Origin of the sequence: Nannocystis pusilla (genome assembly GCF_026626665.1) — a bacterium.
GTDB classification, from domain to species: Bacteria; Myxococcota_A; Polyangia; order Nannocystales; family Nannocystaceae; genus Nannocystis; species Nannocystis pusilla.
Window position 1 is genome coordinate 5,144,159 of the sequence record NZ_JAPNKE010000002.1, and the last position, 18,884, is coordinate 5,163,042.

Annotated in this window: 14 protein-coding genes and 5 pseudogenes; 7 read left to right on the forward strand and 12 right to left on the reverse strand. The window is 71.8% G+C overall.

The annotated features are described in order from the left end of the window. Nucleotides 1-255 precede the first annotated feature (255 nt). The 3 genes and pseudogenes from OV079_RS58380 to OV079_RS22755 all read right to left on the reverse strand — a co-directional run. Nucleotides 256-729, reverse strand: a pseudogene (locus OV079_RS58380) (hypothetical protein); the annotation flags it as partial. Between the two features lie 393 nt (nucleotides 730-1,122). Next, a pseudogene (locus OV079_RS58385) lies at nucleotides 1,123-1,783 on the reverse strand (NAD-dependent epimerase/dehydratase family protein). A 207-nt stretch (nucleotides 1,784-1,990) separates the two neighbouring features. Then, nucleotides 1,991-2,557: a TetR/AcrR family transcriptional regulator gene (locus OV079_RS22755; protein WP_267770959.1), complete on the reverse strand. Its 567-nt coding sequence runs from the start codon at nucleotides 2,555-2,557 to the stop codon at nucleotides 1,991-1,993. A gap of 226 nt (nucleotides 2,558-2,783) precedes the next feature. Between OV079_RS22755 and OV079_RS22760 the strand changes: the two genes are divergently transcribed. From OV079_RS22760 to OV079_RS22775, 4 genes are all read left to right on the forward strand, one after another. After that, nucleotides 2,784-4,067 (forward strand): MXAN_6577-like cysteine-rich protein, encoded by a 1,284-nt coding sequence (locus OV079_RS22760; RefSeq protein ID WP_267770960.1) that lies wholly within the window; start codon nucleotides 2,784-2,786, stop codon nucleotides 4,065-4,067. Then, nucleotides 3,977-4,468 (forward strand): hypothetical protein, encoded by a 492-nt coding sequence (locus OV079_RS22765; protein ID WP_267770961.1) that lies wholly within the window; start codon nucleotides 3,977-3,979, stop codon nucleotides 4,466-4,468. Before OV079_RS22760 ends, OV079_RS22765 begins: the two co-directional genes overlap by 91 nt. 152 nt (nucleotides 4,469-4,620) lie before the next feature. Further along, on the forward strand, nucleotides 4,621-5,397 hold the full coding sequence (locus OV079_RS22770; protein ID WP_267770962.1) for a response regulator transcription factor: 777 nt from the start codon (nucleotides 4,621-4,623) through the stop codon (nucleotides 5,395-5,397). Between the two features lie 14 nt (nucleotides 5,398-5,411). Beyond that, nucleotides 5,412-7,004: a sensor histidine kinase gene (locus tag OV079_RS22775; RefSeq protein WP_267770963.1), complete on the forward strand. Its 1,593-nt coding sequence runs from the start codon at nucleotides 5,412-5,414 to the stop codon at nucleotides 7,002-7,004. 242 nt (nucleotides 7,005-7,246) lie between these two features. Here OV079_RS22775 and OV079_RS22780 read toward each other — a convergent pair whose 3' ends face one another. Beyond that, on the reverse strand, nucleotides 7,247-7,897 hold the full coding sequence (locus OV079_RS22780) for an alpha-ketoglutarate-dependent dioxygenase AlkB family protein (protein WP_267770964.1): 651 nt from the start codon (nucleotides 7,895-7,897) through the stop codon (nucleotides 7,247-7,249). Further along, nucleotides 7,894-8,715 carry a GNAT family N-acetyltransferase gene (locus OV079_RS22785; protein ID WP_267770965.1) on the reverse strand — a complete coding sequence of 274 codons (822 nt, stop codon included), beginning with the start codon at nucleotides 8,713-8,715 and terminating at the stop codon, nucleotides 7,894-7,896. Before OV079_RS22785 ends, OV079_RS22780 begins: the two co-directional genes overlap by 4 nt. Nucleotides 8,716-8,905: 190 nt before the next feature. On the opposite strand from OV079_RS22785, the gene OV079_RS22790 reads away from it, so the two are divergent. Both OV079_RS22790 and OV079_RS22795 read left to right on the forward strand, forming a co-directional pair. Continuing rightward, nucleotides 8,906-9,352: an NADAR family protein gene (locus OV079_RS22790; RefSeq protein ID WP_267770966.1), complete on the forward strand. Its 447-nt coding sequence runs from the start codon at nucleotides 8,906-8,908 to the stop codon at nucleotides 9,350-9,352. 304 nt (nucleotides 9,353-9,656) lie between these two features. Beyond that, on the forward strand, nucleotides 9,657-10,181 hold the full coding sequence (locus OV079_RS22795; protein WP_267770967.1) for a hypothetical protein: 525 nt from the start codon (nucleotides 9,657-9,659) through the stop codon (nucleotides 10,179-10,181). Nucleotides 10,182-10,349: 168 nt separating this feature from the next. Here the strand turns inward: OV079_RS22795 and OV079_RS22800 are convergent, their stop codons facing one another. After that, on the reverse strand, nucleotides 10,350-11,021 hold the full coding sequence (locus tag OV079_RS22800; RefSeq protein WP_267770968.1) for a hypothetical protein: 672 nt from the start codon (nucleotides 11,019-11,021) through the stop codon (nucleotides 10,350-10,352). Nucleotides 11,022-11,301: 280 nt separating this feature from the next. Between OV079_RS22800 and OV079_RS22805 the strand changes: the two genes are divergently transcribed. After that, on the forward strand, nucleotides 11,302-11,817 hold the full coding sequence (locus OV079_RS22805) for an NADAR family protein (RefSeq protein WP_267770969.1): 516 nt from the start codon (nucleotides 11,302-11,304) through the stop codon (nucleotides 11,815-11,817). A gap of 97 nt (nucleotides 11,818-11,914) precedes the next feature. Here OV079_RS22805 and OV079_RS58390 read toward each other — a convergent pair. The 6 genes and pseudogenes from OV079_RS58390 to OV079_RS22835 form a co-directional block, all read right to left on the reverse strand. Beyond that, nucleotides 11,915-12,064: pseudogene (locus tag OV079_RS58390) on the reverse strand (SDR family oxidoreductase); the annotation flags it as partial. Between the two features lie 149 nt (nucleotides 12,065-12,213). After that, nucleotides 12,214-13,438: pseudogene (locus tag OV079_RS22810) on the reverse strand (IS110 family RNA-guided transposase). 232 nt (nucleotides 13,439-13,670) lie between these two features. Then, nucleotides 13,671-14,483, reverse strand: coding sequence for a hypothetical protein (locus OV079_RS22815; protein ID WP_267770970.1), 813 nt, complete (start codon nucleotides 14,481-14,483; stop codon nucleotides 13,671-13,673). Between the two features lie 95 nt (nucleotides 14,484-14,578). Then, nucleotides 14,579-17,123, reverse strand: a pseudogene (locus tag OV079_RS58395) (polynucleotide kinase-phosphatase). Beyond that, on the reverse strand, nucleotides 17,120-18,520 hold the full coding sequence (locus OV079_RS22830) for a 3' terminal RNA ribose 2'-O-methyltransferase Hen1 (protein ID WP_267770972.1): 1,401 nt from the start codon (nucleotides 18,518-18,520) through the stop codon (nucleotides 17,120-17,122). The pseudogene OV079_RS58395 and the gene OV079_RS22830 overlap by 4 nt, the downstream one beginning before the upstream one ends. Before the next feature lie 58 nt (nucleotides 18,521-18,578). Beyond that, complete coding sequence (locus OV079_RS22835) at nucleotides 18,579-18,848, reverse strand: hypothetical protein (protein WP_267770973.1); 270 nt, start codon at nucleotides 18,846-18,848, stop codon at nucleotides 18,579-18,581. Nucleotides 18,849-18,884: the final 36 nt, after the last annotated feature.

Below are 18,884 nucleotides of genomic sequence, written 5' to 3' on the forward strand. Positions count from 1 at the left end.
CGTGGGACGTGCCGCCGCCGCCGGCGGGCGATCGACGATTGGCCGCCGCTCGCCGCAGCGCCCGGCGACGCCTCGGAAATCGCCTGCAAACTGCGGACGGGGCGCCCCGAAGCGCGCGCACGTACGCGCACGCCCACGCGCGCGCGCTCCGGCGGCCCCGGGGCCGGCGCCCCGGATGGCCGCCAGTGCCATGTCCGGCGCGATCCTGTCGGAGCACGGGCCGAGGTCGACTCGCACCGGCGCGACCGCTGCCCGTCACGTCCGTCGTGTCGGAGCCCGGGCGCGCGAGCGCGAGGTCGGCTCGCGCGAGCGATCGCCCGTCACGCCGCGCGGGCCGTGGCTTCGGCGCACAGCCTCTCGCTCAGCGTCCACAGGTCGGCCGCGAGCTTCGGGTCCATCGCTTGCTTCGCCGGGCTTACGGGAGCTCCCGGACGTCGCGCTGCGCGTCGCGGGGCCCGCCCGGGAACGACGGCGCGCGCGGACTCGGACGAACGCCGTGACGAGCAGCGAAGCCAAAAGCAGGCCGGCGAGGATCGGCCACGCGGCGGGCAGGATCCGCCCCGACGCGTCGAACATCTCGCCGCCGAGGTAGCTCACCAGGAGCAGCGGCGGCACGTAACCGACGAGCGAGCCCCAGAAGTGGGTCCAGAACCCCACCTTCGACACGCCGAGGAAGAAGTGGAGCGCCTGCGGCATCCACAGGATCAGCCGCAGGAACACGACCGTCTGGAACGCGCTCCGCTCGAGCGATCCTTCGTACTTGCGGAGCCGGGCCGGGACGCGCCGCGACCCAGTCCCTTGCGACGAAGCGCGCGAACGAGAAGCCGACGACGCTCGCGCCCATCGTCCCGAGCATCGACAGCGCGAAGGCCGTCCGCCACGGCCAGATCAGCGGCGCCGCGACGATGAAGATCGTCCCCGGCACGCCGAACGGCTGCAGCAGCGTGTACGCGAGGACGAACGCGAGGTAGCCCCACGCTCCCATCTCGACCAGCGTCGCGGCCAGGACCTTCGGTTCGGCCACCCGCGCGAAGACCCCGAAGTGCCAGGCGCCGACCAGCGCGACGAGCACCAGCGCGACGACGCCGAGCTTGGCGACGCGCGACGAGCGATTCACCGGACTCACGCCCCGACCCTGTTGATGTCGACCATCTCGAGGATGAACCGATCGGCCCGTCCTTCGACCACGCGAAGCATCGCCCGGCCGAGGACCTCGGAGGTCGTGAACAGGAACGGGAAGACCCGCACGAGCCACGAGAAGAGCGGGAAGACCGGCCTCAGGAGGACGAGCCCCGCCTGATAGAGGCGCGTGCGGCTGCGAATGCCTGGGCCGGGCCGGATGAAGCCCGGGCGGACTGCGCCGGCGTGGCGAAACGGCATCGACTGCAGCGACCCCTCGACGCGCTGGCGAACGCGCGCCCACATCGAACGCCCGCCGGCCCCGCCTGCCGAGCAGTAGCAGAAGGAGAGCTCCGGGTTCAGCCGCAGCAGCGCGCGCCCACACCAGCGTCAGCGCCTCGGTCACCCTGGCATAGGCCGCCTCGCTCATGCCCACCGAGCTGACACCGACGGCCCAGATGCAGGCGTCGTAGCCGACGAGTCGATCCTCGACTGCGGCGAGGTCGAACAGATCGGGCATCAGCAGCTCGCGCAGCTTCGGGTGCTCGACGCCGCACGATCGCCGTCCGATGCTGAGCACCGACTCCACCTCGGGGTCCGCGAGCGCCTCGCGCAGGACACCCGCGCCGACCATGCCGGACGCGCCAAAAACGATGAGCTTCATCGAAAGACCTCTCTTCAATGTGTGGTCATCACCGATGCGATGAGTCAATCGTCGTCGTCACCGCATTTGCAGCGACTCTTCTTCGATCGTGAGCCCTGTCGACCGGAGATTACGGCGCGTCGCGGACCCCTGAGATGCGCTCGATCTCCGCGAACGACAATCGAGGCCGGGCGGCTCGTACGGAGCCCTCCTCTCGCTCGAACTCGTTCACGTCCGCCTGCCCTTCGCCTTCGCCGGCGGTACGAATCGCCCCGCGAGGATCTGCAACCGTCGTTCGAGCGCCGCGCTCGTCGGCTGATCGGCGAGCAGCCCGTCGAGGGAGAGCAGGAACACCTCGGCGCTCTCCTCGTCGCCCAGGATCGCCGCCACGCACTCCAGCGCCACCTTGCGGTGCTCCGCGTCGGTGGCCGGGTCCAGTCGCTCGCACACGTCGAAGAACTCGCCGCCCATCGGCGCGCCGACCATGTCGGACCAGGGCTCCAGCACCATCACCTTGCACACCGCGAGCAGGCGTTCGTACGCGCCGCCCGGTCCCTTCGTCGCCTGCCTCGCCGCGGGGTGCCGCGACACCAGCCAGTCGACGAACACGGCCCGGTAGATGTCTTCCTTGTCCTTGAAGATCCGGTAGAGCAGCGTGCGCGACAGGTTCGCGCGCCTGGCGATGTCCTCGAACGACGTCTTGGCGAAGCCGAAGTTGAGGAAGCACCACCGCGCGGCGAGCAGGACCTTCGACCGGCGCGCGGCCGCCTCGTCCTCCGTCATGGTCGGCGCCATGCAGACACTTTGACACTTGGATCATCTTTTGTCAACTCGTGCCGAGACCTCGAGGAGCGTCTGCAAACTGCAACCCCGCGCACGCCTCCGCGCGCGCGCTCCGGGGTCCCGGGGCCCGCGGTCCGGATGGCCCCCATGACATGTCCCTTGAGACATACACCGTCGCGCGCCCGCGCCCGCCCGCGCTCGGCTTGCGCCCGCCGGCCGACCTGATCGATCGTGGGCCGTGCCCGCCCGCCCACTGCTCCTGTTCGCGCTCCTGTGCGCCTGCTCCTCCGCCCCCGGCGCCACCAGCGAAGACGGCACCGGCTCGACCGGCAGCGCCACCGCGGCGGCCACCGGCGAGCCGACACAGGCCGCGACGAGCTCCGACGATCCGACCGGCGCGGGCGGCTGCACCGCGCCGCTGGCGGTCTGCGGCGACGCCTGCGTCGACCTGGCCCACGACCCGGCCCACTGCGGCGGCTGCGACCAGCCGTGCGACCCGGGCCTCGCCTGTCTCGAAGGCCAGTGCAGCGTCGCCTGCGGCGCCGGCTCGCAGGTCTGCGACGGCGCCTGCGTCGACGTCGAAGTCGACCCGGCCCACTGCGGCGAGTGCGGCCACGCCTGCCCCGACAACGTCGCCTGCGTCGCCGGCGCGTGCGCCCCCGACTGCGGCGCCGCCCAGACCCTGTGCGGCGAGGTCTGCGTCGACGCCGGCAACGACGAGGCCCACTGCGGCGGCTGCGACACTCCCTGTCCTTCGGGACAGCCGTGCGTCTACGGCCAGTGCGTCGGCGTCGGCCTGCACCACCTGCTCATCAGCGGCCAGAGCCTGTCGACTGGCTCCGGCTCGGTGGTCGTCAGCACGGAGCAGCCGTTCACCAACGTCTCCTTCAACACCGGCGTGCGGGCCGGCGGCGTCGGCCTCACCAGCTTCATCCCGCTGGTCGAGACCTGGAACGGCGGCGAGGGCGAGACCATCGCCTCCGGCCTCGCCAACCTCGTCAGCCAGCTCGAGCAGGATCGCGGCGCCGCCCACGAGATCCTCGCCTCGGCCCACGGCGTCGGCGGTCAGCCCTACAGCGCGCTCAAGAAGGGCACCGGGCCGTACGCCAACGGCCTGGCCCAGGTGACCGCCGGCGCGGTCCTGGCCGCCATGAGCGGCGAGGCCTACGCGGTGCGGGCGGTCGCCATCATCCACGGCGAGAGCGACCACCTCGGCGGCAACCTGGCCTACGCCGAGGACCTGCTGGCCTGGCAGAGCGACTACGAGGCCGACGTGCAGGCGATCACCGGCCAATCCCTCCCGGTGCCGATGTTCCTGTGCCAGATGTCGAGCTGGACCATGTACGGCAGCAGCGTCTCGCGGATCCCCGGCGAGCAGCGGCGGCCGCGCGGGCCCGGCCCGACCGGATCTTCGTCGTCGGCCCCAAGTACATGCTGCCCTACGTCGACGGCGTCCACCTCACCGGCGACGGCTCGCGCTGGCTCGGCGAGTACTACGCCAAGGCCTATCGCAGCGTGCTGATCGACGGCCTGCCGTGGCGACCGCTGGCCCCGCGCTCGATCACCCGCGAAGGCGCCGTCGTCACCGTCGAGTTCGACGTGCCCGTCCCGCCGCTCGTGCTCGACGAGGTCCTCGTCACCAACCCCGGCAACTACGGCTTCGAGTTCACCGACACCAGCGGCGCCCCGCCGGCGATCGCCGCGGTCGCGCTGGTCGGGCCCGCCACGGTCCAGCTCACCCTCGCCGCCGAGCCGGTCGGCGGCAACCAGCGCGTCCGCTACGCCGCCACCGGCACCCCCGGCGTGTGGGGCGGCCCCACCACCGGCGCGCGCGGCAACCTGCGCGACTCCGACGCCACGGTCAGCCGCCACGGCTACGCCCTCCACAACTGGGCCGTCCACTTCGACGAGCCGGTCGAGTGACCGGTGCGCTTCTAACGCCAAGCCCCCGCGCAGTTCGCACACGGCGTCGACCTCGACCGAAATGGCCCCGAACGGCCGTCTCTCCGCGCCGAGCCCGGCCGAACGCGCATACCTCACCTTGCGCGGGTGCGCGAGCCGCCTATGCCCCTCATATGCCGCGAGTCCTCATAGTCGACGACGAAGAGCCGCTGCGCGCCAGCCTCAGCTATGCGCTCACGCGCGAGGGCTACAGCGTCACGACCGCCGAGGACGGCGCCAGCGCGCTCGAGCAGACGCGCGACCGCCTCCCCGACGTCGTCATCCTCGACCTCATGCTGCCCGGGATCGACGGCATGGAGGTCTGCCGCCGCCTGCGGGCCGTCTCGGACGTCCCCGTCGTCATGCTCACCGCCCGCGACCGCGGCCAGGACAAGGTCGACGGCCTCACCGTCGGCGCCGACGACTACGTCACCAAGCCCTTCGACACCCCCGAGCTGATCGCGCGGGTCGGCGCCGTGCTGCGGCGGCGGGCCAGCGCCCAGCGGCTCCTCGACGAGGATCGCATGCTCGTCCAGCGCATGGAGGAGCTGCTGCGCCAGGCCCCGATCCCGCGGATCGCCGCGCACGAGCGGCCGCAGGCGCGCGGGCGCCTCGACGGCGGCCGCGTCGTCGTCGACCTCGACAGCGCCACCGTCCTGGTGCGCGGCCGGCCGATCACCACCTCCGCCGCCGAGTACGCGCTGCTGCGGATCCTCCTCTCCTACCCCGGCCGCGTCGTCACGCGCACCGAGCTCATCGAGCGCACCTGGGGCCCCGGCGCGCCCGACGGCCACACCTTGCTCGCGGTGCACATCCGTTGCCTGCGCGAGAAGATCGAGGAGGACCCCTCGCAGCCGCGCCTCGTCATCACCGTCCCCGGCATCGGCTTCCGCTACGACCTGCCGTCCTGAGCCCGCGAGCACGCATGCCCGCCACTCCCCGCGCGCAGCACCGCTTCGGGCGGCTCAACGTCCGCCAGCGCCTGTTCGTCACCACGCTAGGCCTGCTGGTGCTGTGCGCCGGCGCGCTGGTGTCGGTCGTGTTGTGGTCGTTCGAGCGCTTCTACCTCGCCTCGGCCGACACCGACCTCGGCGCGCGCACCCACGCGATCGCCCAGACCGCCGGCGACCTGCTCGAGCAGGGCGACCTCGTGCGCCTGCGCGTCCTCGTCGAGCGCTACGGCGCGCCCGACGACATCGCCTTGCGGGTGATCGCCCCGGACGGCCGCCTGCTCGCCACCTCGCAGCACGAGCCGGCCGAGCACGCCATCGTCTGGCCGGCCGTCCCCGGCATGGCCGAGGCGCTCGCCGGGCGGGCCGTCACCGGCATCGCGCCCGGCCTCGTCGACGTCCAGGACCGCATCTACCACGCGGTCCCGATCGTCCGCGGCGACCGCCAGCTCGGCGTCGTCCGCATGTCGCGCTCGCTCGCCCAGCTGCAGGCGCACACGCGGGCGACCGTCGTCAGCGTGCTGGCCGCGCTGGCCGTCATCCTCGCCGTCGGCGCCGGCTTCGTCGCCTGGTTCGCGCGCGGCCTGGCGTGGCCCATCCAGCAGATGCGCGACTTCGCGGTCGCGCTCGGCCGCGGCGAGTTCGGCACCCGGCTGGCGATCGCCCGCCCCGACGAGCTCGGCGACCTCGCGGCCGAGCTCAACCGCATGGCCGAGCGGCTCACCGCGCTCGAGGGCGAGCGGCGGTCCTTCCTCGCCAACGCCTCGCACGAGCTGCGCACCCCGGTCTCCAACCTCCACGTCACCTTGCAGGCGCTCGACGGCGGCGCCGGCGACGACCCCGAGCTGCGCACCCGGTTCTTGCGCACCGCCGTCGACGAGACCACGCGCCTGCGCACCCTGATCCAGGACCTCCTCGACCTCGGGCACCTCGAGGCCGGCTCGACCCGGCTGGCGTGCGTCGACTCCCCGCTGCGCGCGGTCCTCGAGCGGGCCACCCGGGCCGTCGAGGGCCGCGCGCTCGACCGCGGCGTCTCGCTCGTCGTCGACCTCGACGAGGAGCTCACCGTCTCCATCGACCCCGAGCGGATCGCCCAGGCCCTGCTGTGCGTCCTCGACAACGCCCTCAAGTTCTCCCCGCGCGGCGGCGTCATCGAGGTCGTCGCCCGGCGCCGCGGCCATCGCGTCGAGGTCGTCGTCCGCGACCAGGGCCCCGGCATCGCCGACACCGACCGGCCCCACGTGTTCGAGCAGTTCTACACCGCCGACCCGGCCCGCCGCCGCGGCGGCTCCGGCCTCGGCCTGGCGATCGCCCGCCGGATCGTCGACGCCCACGGCGGCACGATCCACGTCGGCGCCTCCCGGGCCGCGGCGCCGCCCTCGTCATCTCCTTGCCGCTCGCCGCGCCGATCGCGATATGAGCCTGTCCCGAGGGACATGCCCCGAGGTGACCCCGATTATCGTGATCCGCTCGGCCACGGGGCGCATGAAAAAACATGTCCCCGGGGACATGCCATGATCCTCGCCGCGCTCGGCAGCCGAGGACCGCCAGGCCCGCGGCCTGGATGACGCCCTCGTCGGGCCCCGAGCCTCTTCCGACATGAAAAGATGGTCACGGCGCCGTCGCCCAGCGCACCACCCGGCCTGCGTGGGCCACCGCTGGCAACGGTTCATATCATGTCCGAAAGGCCAGGCCGAACGCCGCGCTCACCCGTCGTCGTCCGGCCAGCGCACCACCCGGCTCGCGTGCGCCACCGCCGGCTGCGGCGCCGGACCGGACAATGTCCGAAAGGCCAGGCCGAACGCAGCGCTCACTTGTCGCCGTCGTCGGGCCAGCGCACCACCCGGCTCGCGTGCGCCACCGCCGGTTGCGGCGCCGGACCCGACAATGTCCGAAAGGTCAGGTTGATCCGCGGCCCCGTCACCTCCGGCTCGCGCGGCACCTTGTGCTGGTGCGTGTGCTGCAGGTCCCCGCGCATCACCAGCAGGTCGCCCGCCTGCAGCTCCAGCGTCAGGCTCGGCTCGGAGCCGCCCTTCGGCCGGACCAGGAACGTGCGCGTCGCCCCGAACGACAGCGACGCGATGATCGGGTCCTGGCCCACGCCCGGGCTGTCGTCGGCGTGCCAGTTCACCGCGTCCTCGCCGTCGCGGTACAGCTGCACGATCAGCGCGTTGAAGCGCGTCTCCGCCTGCGCCTCCGCCTGCGCGCGCAGCTCGGCCAGCAGCGGCGTCCACGGCAGCGGCGTGAACACCAGCCCTGAATAATCATAGGACCGCTCGCCGTAGTTGACGGTCAGCCGCGGCAGCTCGCGCGGACGCCCCTCGTTCTCGTAGCGCACCGCCAGCCACGGCGTCTCGCGCAGCAGCGTCGCCATCAGCTCCGCCGCGCGCGCCGGCGCGAAGAACCCGCGGGTCAGGCGGATCCGGTCGCCCAGCAGGCTCTCGAACTCCCGCGCGCTCACGGCGACGCCGCCAGCCCCGGCCCCGGCCGCACCAGCGCCACCTTGTGATAGACCAGCGCGAACCCCATGCGCGCCGCGTTGCGCTCGGTCGGGATGCCCGGGCGCGAATGGATGCACACCACCGCGCAGCCGCGGTCCTGGGCCGCGCGCAGCCGCAGGGCGATCAGCGCCTGCTGGATGCCGCGCCCGCGGTGGCTCGCGCGCACCGACGTCCCGAGCAGCGCCGCCACTCCCTCGCCGACGTCGAGCGTGCCGCCGCCGACCGCGACCTCGCCGTCGAGCGCCAGGAAGCACTCCGTGCGCGCCTGCGCGATCATCCGGCGCGACGCGTCCGCCAGCTCCGGCGGCACCGGCGAGTCCTCGGGGCGGAACCCGCAGGTCGACGCGTCGATGAAGACCTCGACCTGGGCCGCGTCCCGCGGATCGACGCGGACGAAGGTAATGCCGGGCGGCCAGCCCTGCGACGGCGCGAATTCCTCGCCAGGGGCCAGCGGCCGGGCCAGCACCGCCTCGAACTCGCGCAGCACGAACCCTCGCGCCGCCAGCCCGGCGAGCAGCGTCTCGTCGGCGAACGCGCTCACCTCGATCTTCGGCTCGATGCGGCGGCTCGCGTAGAACTCGACCAGTCGATCGACCTCCGCCGCCTCGACCGGCCCGGCCAGGCCGAGCCCGCAGGCCTGATTGGTCCACGAGCCCACCCCGCTGACCGACATGAAGCCGCCGGCGATCGGCTCCGACACGAGCGCGGCCGCCACGGTGCATTCGGCCTGCCGGCGCTCCTCGAGCGCGGCGATGTCCCTCGGCGTCAATTCGGGCATGACGACCGCGAGGATACGCCGGCTCGTCCCGCCCGCCAAGCCGGGTCACGGCGCATGCCTCTCGGGACAGGTCACCCTCGGTGCCGCCGACGGCGACCGGCATCGGTTACATGTCCCTCCGGCCAGCTCACGACCGCTCACGCTCCGGCCTGGCGCCGCGCCTCGGTCTCGGCGATCCTTCCACCACGCCATGCCCGACGCGATCGAGTTCTACCTGCCCGCCGATCCGTACGGCGAGCTGTCCAACTTCGCCCCGTTCCCGATCAAGCTCGGCGGCAAGAAGTGGCCGACCAGCGAGCACTACTTTCAGGCGCAGAAGTTCGCCGGCACGTCGCACGAGGAGGACATCCGTCGCGCCAAGAAGCCCAAGCTCGCGGCCGAGATGGGCCGCGATCGCAAGCGACCGCTGCGGCGCGACTGGGAGTCGGTCAAGGAGCGGGTCATGCTCGACGCCCTGCGCGCCAAGTTCACCCAGCACGCCGATCTGCGCGAGCTCCTGCTCGGCACCGGCGACGCACGCCTCGTCGAGCACACTGCCAACGACGCCTATTGGGGCGACGGCGGCGACGGCAGCGGCAAGAACCGCCTCGGTCAATTGCTCATGCAGCTCCGCGCCGAGCTGCGCGAGGCCCGATAGCCCGCGCGCGGCGTCTCGGAACTCGAAGCCGCAGCACTACCATCTTCGGTTGCTACGAGGGCGGCATCATCGATCTGCGCGGGCACGGTCACGACCCAGGCGCTCTTGATCGGCAATCACGTCAGGTCCGGTTCGGGCCGATGTCGACGTGGTCCTCATTGCCGCTTCCGTCGGTACGATCGCCATGTGTTCCATGGACACACCTCGTCGACCGTCCCGATCCAGCCAGACGCACGCACGGCTGTCCCCGAAAAAGATACCCGTGACCCAACGACGGCGTCACGGGCCGTGCTATCGGCGAAGCATGAAAGCCTTTCCCTCTCTCGTCGAACAGCTCACCGACTGGGTCATGAACGGGCGCTGCACCGTGAGCGACCTCGAGTTCTACGAGCAGTACAACCAGGAGTACCGGCCGTCGGACTGGATGCGAAAGCCCATCGCCGACGAGGAGTTCTTCACCTTCGTGCAAGACGGCGCCGGCGGTCAGTATGCGCTGCACCTGGTGGGAGACGTCGACGTCGACCGCGCTCCCGTCGTCAAGCTCGGCCGCGACGGCGAGGTGGCCGTGCTCGGTCGCGACCTGATCGACTTCGCCTGGCTCATCGCCTCCGGCGTCGAGCCGATCGGCGTCGGCGACAACGGCAATTGCGCGGCCCCTTCGAGGCCTCCGCGGCGATGCAGGCGTGGGTGCGCACCCTCGACGCGAGCCGCACCTTCGGCACCGCCGAAGAGACCCTGCAGGCCGCGGCCGCCGCCCACCCCGGTCTCGTGCAGCACATCCGCACCATGGCCGAGACCTGAGCCGCACCGCATGACAAGGGCCCGCTGACGACGTGGATCAGCGGCCCATGTCATCGCTGCTCCGGGCCGCAGGGCCCGCGCGAACCACGATGCTCGATCTCGAACAGCGCTGCAGAGCTCTCGCTCGGCAGGTCTCGTATAGGGCACGGCGGACGCACGCCGTCACGCGAATCGCCCGCCTCGAAGCGGTCGGGCTTCAGAACTCGAAGCCGCAGCACTCGAACGCGATGTCCGCCTTCTCGTACGGCTCGAGGTCGCAGAACCCTTCGGGCGCGCCGCACGTGCCCATCGCCTCGCCGTCGACGAGGCAGGTGCACGTGTCGCCCTCGCACGCGATCTCCTGCGCCGGCGCGTTCGGGCACGCGTAGCCGTACGAGCACGAGTCCGGGCCCGCGCTCGAGCCGAGGTTCTGGCAGTCCGGCTCCCCGCACGCCTCCGGGAGCGCGTCCTCCTCCGCGGCGCAGGAGGGCCACTCCTCGGCCTCCAGCTCCTCGCACGTCAGCCCGCCGACGCACTGGTAGAGCGCGACCGACGGCGCGATGCACATGCCGCCGGGGGTGTTGCTCGCGCAGTCGAGCTTGCAGGAGGCGACGTCGCGGTACTGCGGCTCCCAATCACACTCGATGAACTTCTCGCACAGCGACTCGCACGCCGCGTCGAGCTCGGGCGGCAGGTCGCCGGTGGCGGAGTCGGTATCCTCGGTGGTCGCGTCGGTGTCGCCGTCGGTCGTGGCCTCGGTAGCTCCGTCCGTCGAGGTCGGCGCAGTCATCTCCGTGGTCGACGTCGGTCCAGCGTTCGTCGCATCGGTCGTGGCGTCGCTGCCCGCCGTGGCGTCGGTGCCCGCCGTGGCGTCGGTGTCGGTGCTCATCGGCTCTCCGGCGGGGCACGCCGTGAGTGCGAACACTCCGGCGATCAGGAAGCGCGAGCGCAAGAAAGGAAGGCTGTGTTCATGCCGGGCGGAGTAGCCGGACCCGCGAGAAAAATTGCGGCGTCCTTCGCGCGAGCGAAAGCGAGGACGCAACGCCCGTGGCAGCACCCTTCGCCGCGCATCACGAGCGGCGGCGAGCGAGATGAGCTTCCTCCCGTAGCTCGCGGCACCACGCCGTGACCTCGACCTCGCGCGAACGTCGCTGCTATGGTCGCCGCGCATGCGACACGACGACTTCGACGGCTCGCAGGTGATCGAGACCCGGACGATGGTGCTGTTCTGGCAGCCGCCGTCCGCGTTCGGCCAGTGGACTCCGTCGCGGTTCGAGGTCGACGACGTGACCTACGGCTGCGCCGAGCAGTTCATGATGGCCGAGAAAGCGCGGCTGTTCGGCGACGAGGCCACCCGCGCCAAGATCCTCGCCACCGACTCGCCCAAACAGCACAAGGCTCTCGGGCGCGAGGTCGCCGGCTTCGTGCAGGCGGTGTGGGACCGCGAGTGCCTCGAGATCGTGGTGCGCGGCAATCGGGCGAAGTTCACGCAGAACCCGGACCTGCGCGCCGCTCTGCTGGCCACCGGCGACAAGCTGCTCGTCGAGGCCAGCCCGCTCGACCGCTTGTGGGGCGTCGGTCTGCGCGCCGACGACCCGCGGATCCACGACCCCGGCCAGTGGCGCGGCAAGAACCTGCTCGGCGAAGCGCTGATGCGCGTGCGCGCCGAGCTCGCGACTGCGTGATGGCGACCCCGAGCGACGCCCCGATCGGACCGACCACGAAGACCTCTCGACTCGCGCCGGGCAGCGATCGTCGCACGAGCCCGCCGCCCCGCTGCGCTCACAGCCGATAGCTGCCGGTGACCTCGGCGCGCTGGCCGGTGATCCAGCGGCTCTCGGGCGCGAGCAGCAGCACCACCGCGCCCGCGACGTCCTCCCGCTCGCCGAGGCGGCCGAGCGGCGTCTCGGCGGCGACGGTCTTCTGCAGCTCGGGTCCCGGGCCTCGTCCTGACGCCCGTGATCATCGTCGCCGCCTCGCGCATCAGCGCATCCTCACGCCGAGGCGCTTCGATCACGCATCGTCCTCGCCATCCTACCAAGAAACTGGCCTTCGCTCGGAGGGACGTCCGGTCGTCGGGGTCATGCGGCCGGCCGGAGCTCGACCTCATAACCCAGGCTGGCCAGGCGTTTGGTGAGTTTGGCGACGGTGTGGGTCTGGTCCTTGCGCTCGAAGAAGTTGTTGCCGAGGTCGCGGAACCGGCACCGCGTCGACAGGATGGCGTGGACGGCCGTGAGGATGGACGCGGCGACTGCGATGATGGCCTTTCCTGGTCCACGTCGGGCACGAAGCCGCCAGAACTGGGCGTGGAGGTAGCCGCGCTTCTTGCACCGGACCCCCGCCCAGGCGGCCTGGCACAGCGCCGACTTGAGCCACTTGTTGCCGTCGCGGATCTTCGTCGAGCGCCGCTTGCCGGCGCTCGTCCATGCGCGGGCACAAGCCCGCCCATGACACGAGGTGACCCGGCGTCTTGAAGCGGCTCATGTCGGCGCCGACCTCCGCGACGACGACCCGCGCGGTGCCGTCGCCCAGACCCGGGATGGTCTTCAGGAGCGCGACAGCCTCAGCGAAAGGGAGCAACGCCTCGTCGATATCTTTCTCGAGGTCCGCCAGCGTCCGCTCGAGGGCATCGATGATGCTGAGGTGAGTACGGATCAGCTTCCGGGTCGCAAGACTGACTCGCCCCTCGAGAGCCTCCGCGAGCTGCTCTGGCGTCGCCTTGACCCCCCTGGCGAGGGCCGCGAGTTTGCGAGGCTCGGTCTGTCCGCCGACGATCGCGTCGATGATCCGCCGGCCGCTCTTGCCCATGATGTCGGAGAGCACCGAGTCGAGGCGGACGTTGGCGGCCTGGAGGTGCTTCTGGATCCGCTGCACGTGTTGAACTCGCTCACGGGTCAGCTGCTTGGCCGTCCGCGTCAGATCCCGCAGCCCGGCGATCGGGGCGTCCGGGACGAAGCTCGCCTCGACGAGCCCATGCGCGAGCAGGTCGGCGAGCCACTCCGCGTCTTTCACGTCCGTCTTGCGCCCCGGCACGTTCTTGACGTGGCGCGGGTTCGCCAGGATGAGCTCGAACTGGTCGCCGAGGATGTTCCAGACCGGCTTCCAGAACACGCCCGTCGACTCCATCACGACGTGTGTCGTCCCCGTCTCCTCGAGCCACGCGGAGAGCCTGAGCAACTCGCGGGTCGTGGAGCCGAAGCTCTCTACCTCCTTGGTGGTGTTCTTGCCGCGAGCGACGCGGCGGCAAGCGACGATGATGTCCTTGTGGACGTCGAGACCCGCACAACTGATGTGAAGGACCTGCATGACAACCTCCTCCATGAGGCATCGGCGTGAGATCTCGGACGGTAGAAATCTACCAAACGTGCTTCAGCGCCCCAAAACGGGCGCCTTGCGACACTCAAGGGTGCTCTCGAGATCTCGGGGACAGACTCACTCACGGGCTTACCCTGCACCATGGCGCACGGCGTCCTCGGTGCCGATGTGCGGGCAATTATACCCGCGCCCGCGACCCAGTTTCATCCCTCGTGGGTGCGCGTCAGCCCATGCCATCCTCACTCACGTCGCAGTCGTCGTCGTCGAGGTCCTCGACCGCCCCCCGCAGCCCCGCCGCGGCGAACGCCTGGCGCGACGCCTCCCCCGACCCGTTGCCGGTGAGGACGATCCGCCGCAGCTGCCGCGCCTCCGGACACCCCGCCAGCTTGATCAGCACCGCTTCCCCGAGCTCGTTGTGCGACAGATCGATGCGCCGCAGCGCCGGCGCGCGGCGCAGCAGCTCGATCAGCGCCGCCGCCGGATCGTCCCAGCTCGCCAGCGCGTGCGACAGGTTCAGCGCGTGCAGCCCCGCGAGGAACGGCGCCGCCAGCAGCAGCGCCGGGCTCTCGAGCCAGACCATCGGCCCCGGCGAATAGGGGTTGTCGTCGGAGAAGAACGCCACGTCGAGGCTGCGGAGCGCGCCGAGCTCCCGCGCCTGAAACACCCGCTCCTGCTCCGTGCGCGCGTCGGGGACCACGTCGTCGTATTCGTCGCCGAGGATGTCGTGCGCGTCGTCTTTGCGCTGCGTCAGCGGCCGGAACTCCTCGAAATGAGTCATCGCCCAGCGATCGCTGAGCAGCAGCGCGTTCACCAGCGCCGCCTCCGGCAGGCTGCCGCGCGCCGCCAGGCGATACGTCCATTGCAAAGGCAACAGCCGCGGCACCGAATCGGGCCAGCGCGCCAGCGCGGGGGCCAGCGCCTCGGCCCACGCCGCGAGGTCCTCGCCGGCCGCCCGCCGGGCCTCCAGCGCCGCGGTGAGCTCGTCCCACGCCGCCTCGCTCGCCTCCCCGCGCACCAGTTCGAATTCGCGCTCCATCCCCGACGGCATGCCGCACGCTGCCAGCGATCGCCCCGCCCCGTCAACGAGCAAAGCCGGCGCGAATCACCGCAGCCCGCGTGATCGCCAAATCATCACAGCCGCGGATCGACCGGCTCGCTCTCGAGCGCCAGCACCGCGAACACGCACTCGTGCACGCGGCGCAGCGGCTCGCGGCGGACGAACCGCTCGAGCGCCTCGATCCCCAGCGCGAACTCGCGGATCGCCAGCGAGCGCTTGCTCCCGAGCCCGCGGGCGCGCAGGCGCCCGAGGTGCTCCGGCGCCGTGTACTCGGGCCCGTAGATGATGCGCAGGTACTCCGGCCCGCGGCACTTGATCGCCGGCTGCATCAACCCCTTCGGCCCCTTCGCCACGAAGTCGAACGGCTTGACCACCATCCCCTCGCCGCCCGCCGCGGTGAGCTGCTCCCACCATTCGATCACCGCCGCGCAGCCCTCCTCGTCCTCCGTATCCACCACCCGATACGGCGTCGCCAGCAGCATCTCCGGCGCCGCCGCGCACAGCCGGGCCAGCGTCTCCATGTGCCACACGTGATCGCGGTCGACGTGGACCCGGCCCTCGCTCGCCAGCAGGTGGAACGGCGCGATCTTGTAGTCGCCCGGCCCCTGGACCGGCCAGCAATAGCGGCGGTACGCCTGCCTGTACTTGCGGACATCTTCGAGCCGCCGCTCGTGCGCCGCCAGCAGCCCCGCCGCCTCGACCCCGCGCGCCGCCGCCGCCCGCAGCGCCGCCACGCTCGCCTGGAGCCCCGCCTCGCCGGCCGCCCCCGTCGGCGCGTACTGCTCGCGCAGCAGCGCCTGCGCCTTGGCCGACCACGGCAAGATCTCGCAGTCGAGGCACAACCAATCCGTGTCGAGCTCGCCCCACAGATCGATCGCCGTCGCGCTGCTCGCCACGCGCTCCAGCAGCGCCGCCTCGAGCGCCGCCTCGGCGAAGAACGGCCGGCCCGTGCGGCTGTAGATCACCCCGTGCGCGGCGGTCTGCGCCCCGAAGCGCCGCGCCAGCGCCCCCGGCGAGCGGCCCACGATCATCACCGCCCGCGAGCCCATGTGCTTCTGCTCGCACACCACCGCGCCGACGCCCGCCTCGCGGTAGTACGCCAGCGCCTCGGCCGGGTGCTCGAGCAGCCCCTCGCGCTGCGACGTCTCGCTCGGCGACATCGTCGGCGGCAGATAGATCAGCCACCGCGGGTCGACCGCGAACCGGCTCATCACCTCGAGCGCGGCCGCGCTGTGCTCCGCGGAGATCGTCAGGCTCGGCCGCAGCCGCGTCGACAGGTTGCGCTTGCCGAGCAGGTCGGCCAGGTCGAGCAATGCGTCGTGCTCCTGCTGGGCCGAGCGGTCCGGCGGCGGCTGCAGCGGCTTCACCGATTCGCAGTAGACCCGCCGCGCCGGCTCTGCCACCATCCCATCCGGGGTAGCGCAGCGCGGTCAGTGCCCCGCCGTAGACGCAGCCGGTGTCGACGCAGATCGTGCGATTGAGCCACTCGGCGACCGGCACCGGCGTATGGCCGTAGACCACGATCGCCCGCCCGCGGTACTCGCGGGCCCAGTCGTGGCGGACCGGCAGTCCGAATTCGTCGGTCTCCCCGGTCGTCTCGCCGAACAGCGCGAATTGCCGCACCGCCCCCGACGCCCGCCCCTGCAGCGACTCCTTCAGCCCCGCGTGCGCCACCACCAGGCGCTCGCCGTCGAGCGTGTAGTGGCTGACCAGCGAATCGATGAAGCGCTCGACCCTGCGGCCGAACTCCGGCGGCGCCGCGGCCAATTGCGCCGCCGTCTCCGCGAACCCGTGGTTCGGCTTCACGTCCGAGCCGCGCAGGTACCGGTGCAGCTTCATCTCGTGGTTGCCGGGCACGCACAACGCCGCCCCCGCCGCGACCATGTCCATCACCAGCCGCAGCACCTCCACGATCTTCGGCCCGCGGTCGACCAGGTCGCCGAGGAAGACGACCCGTCGGCCTTGCGGGTGCGTCACCCGCAGCGCCTCGCCCTCGCCCTCGATCGCGTAGCCCAGCCGGCCGAGCAGCGCCAGCAGCTCGTCGAAGCAGCCGTGGATGTCGCCGATGATGTCGAACGGCCCGCGGTCCTCGCGGCGGTCGCTCCACAGCCGCGCCCGCTCGACCGTCGCCGCCTCGATCTCCTCGCCGCGCAGCACGTACACGTAACGAAAACCCTCGCGCTTCAGCTCGCGCAGCGACTGGCGCAGCAGGCTGCACTGCTGGCGGATCAACGGCGCTCCGAGCGAACGATCGCTGCGCTGCTGCGACCGCTCGAGGCACACCTTCGTCGGCACGTCGAGCACGATCGCCACCGGCATCGCGTGCTTCTCGCGCGCCAGCGCCAGCACCGACTTGCGCGCCTCGGTCTTCACGTTGGTCGCGTCGATCACCGTCAGCAGCCGGCGGTCGAGCCGCTTGCGGGCGATCGTGAACAGCAGCTCGAACGCGTCGCCGGTCGCCTGTTGATCGTTCTCGTCGTCGGACACCAGGCCGCGGCAGAAGTCGGACGACAGCACCTCGGTCGGCTTGAAGTGCTTGCGCGCGAATGTGGTCTTGCCCGAGCCGCTGGCCCCGATCATCGCCACCACCGCGAGCTCCGGGATCACGAGCGAAGTCATCGCCGGAACACTCCCATCTGCGTCGGCGCCCCCAGCTCCGGATCGACCGGACCTACCGGCCGCAGCTCGACCGCGTAGCCGTGGCGCTCGCCGACCGCGCCGGCCCACGCCGCGAACTCGGCCCGCGTCCACTCGAAGCGGTGATCCGCGTGGCGGAGCTGCCCCGCCGCCAGCCCGGCGAACTTCGCGTTGTACTCCGCGTTCGGCGTCGTGATCACCACCACCCGCGGCCGCGCCCCGGCGAACAGCGCCCGCTCGAAGCTCGGGAGCCGCGACGGCTCGACGTGCTCGATCACCTCGACCGCCGCCGCCGCGTCGAACCCGTCGAGCCGCGCGTCGCGGTACACCAGCGAGCCGTGCAGCAGCGCCACCCGATCGCGTGTCCTTTCGGACATGTCCTCGAGGTGCAGCCGCTGCGCCGCCCGCTCGAGCACCGTGTGCGCCACGTCGACCCCGACCAGCCGCGTGAACTGGCGCAGCTTGAGCAGCCGGGCCAGCAGCTTGCCGCTGCCGCACCCGAGGTCGAGCACCTGCGCCGCCCCGCTCTCGACCAGCACCTCGGTGACCGCACGCATGCGCTCCTCGTCGAGCGACAGCGGCCGCTCGAGCGCCTCCTCGGCGCGGTCGCGGCTGGCCAGCGCCGCCTCCTCCGCCGCCGCGTCGGCCTCACCCTCGGCCAGCCGCTCGAGCGCGCGGCGGGTCAGGCTGGCGCGGTGCTTGAGGTAGCGGCGGGCGATCGACTCGCGCTCCGGGTGGCCCGCGAGCCAGCCCTCGCCGAAGCGCAGCAGCTTCTCGACCTCGTCGTCGCCGATGTAATAGTGCTTGTCGTCGTCGAGCACCGGGATCAGCACGTACAGGTGCGTCAGCAGCTCGCGCAGCGGCGCGGTGCGGCGCAGCTCGACCGCGAAGTACGGCGTCCGCCCCCACGCCGCGTCCTCACCCTCCAACGGCAGCGGCTCGGCCCGCACCTCGTAGCCGAGCGGCTCGAACAGCGCCCGCAGCAGCCCCTCGCCGCCGCGGCACGCCAGCACCGGCAGCGCGGCCGTCAGCGCCAGCGGCTTGTCGACCAGCTTCGGCCGCGCCTTCGCCTGCCCCGTCAGCGCGCTGCGCAGCACCTGGGCGATCGCCACGCTCATGAACGACGACGCCGCGTACGGCCGGTCGTTGACGTACTGCGCCAGCAACCCCTCGGCCTGCTCCGACCCGCCTCGCACCAGCCGCACCGGATCGATGTCGAGCAACATCGCCGCCGTGCAGGCCGCCTCGCTCACCTCCGGGTAGAACACGTGCACCTGCCCGAAGCCGACCTCGAAGCTCTGCATCTTCGCGGGGTGCTTGTGCAGCAGCCACCCGAGCTCGTCCGCCGGCGCCTGGGTGTTGCGGATCGTCAACAGCACGCGGCCAGGGTACCAGAGCCCCACGACGCCGCGGCGACGCGCGCAGCCGCTCCCCGCATCATCGCCCCGGTCCCGCGAACCACGAGTCGCCGAACCACCGGGAGCGTCGAGCCCCGAGCAGGCCGCTCGCATCACTTTTCATGTCGGCAGCTTCGAGCAGACCGCTCGCATCGCCCTTCACGTCGGCAGCTCCGAGCAGGCCGCTCGACTCGCCCCGCGACGAGCGGCCGCTCGCGTCACGCTTTGCCACGAGCGACGCGATCTCCGAACCATCCGCCTCGCCGAGCAACCCCGCCCTGCCGCGATCTCCGGCCCCCTGCTCGCTCACCCGCGACAGCGCGCCGCGAATCCGGCCAATACGCCG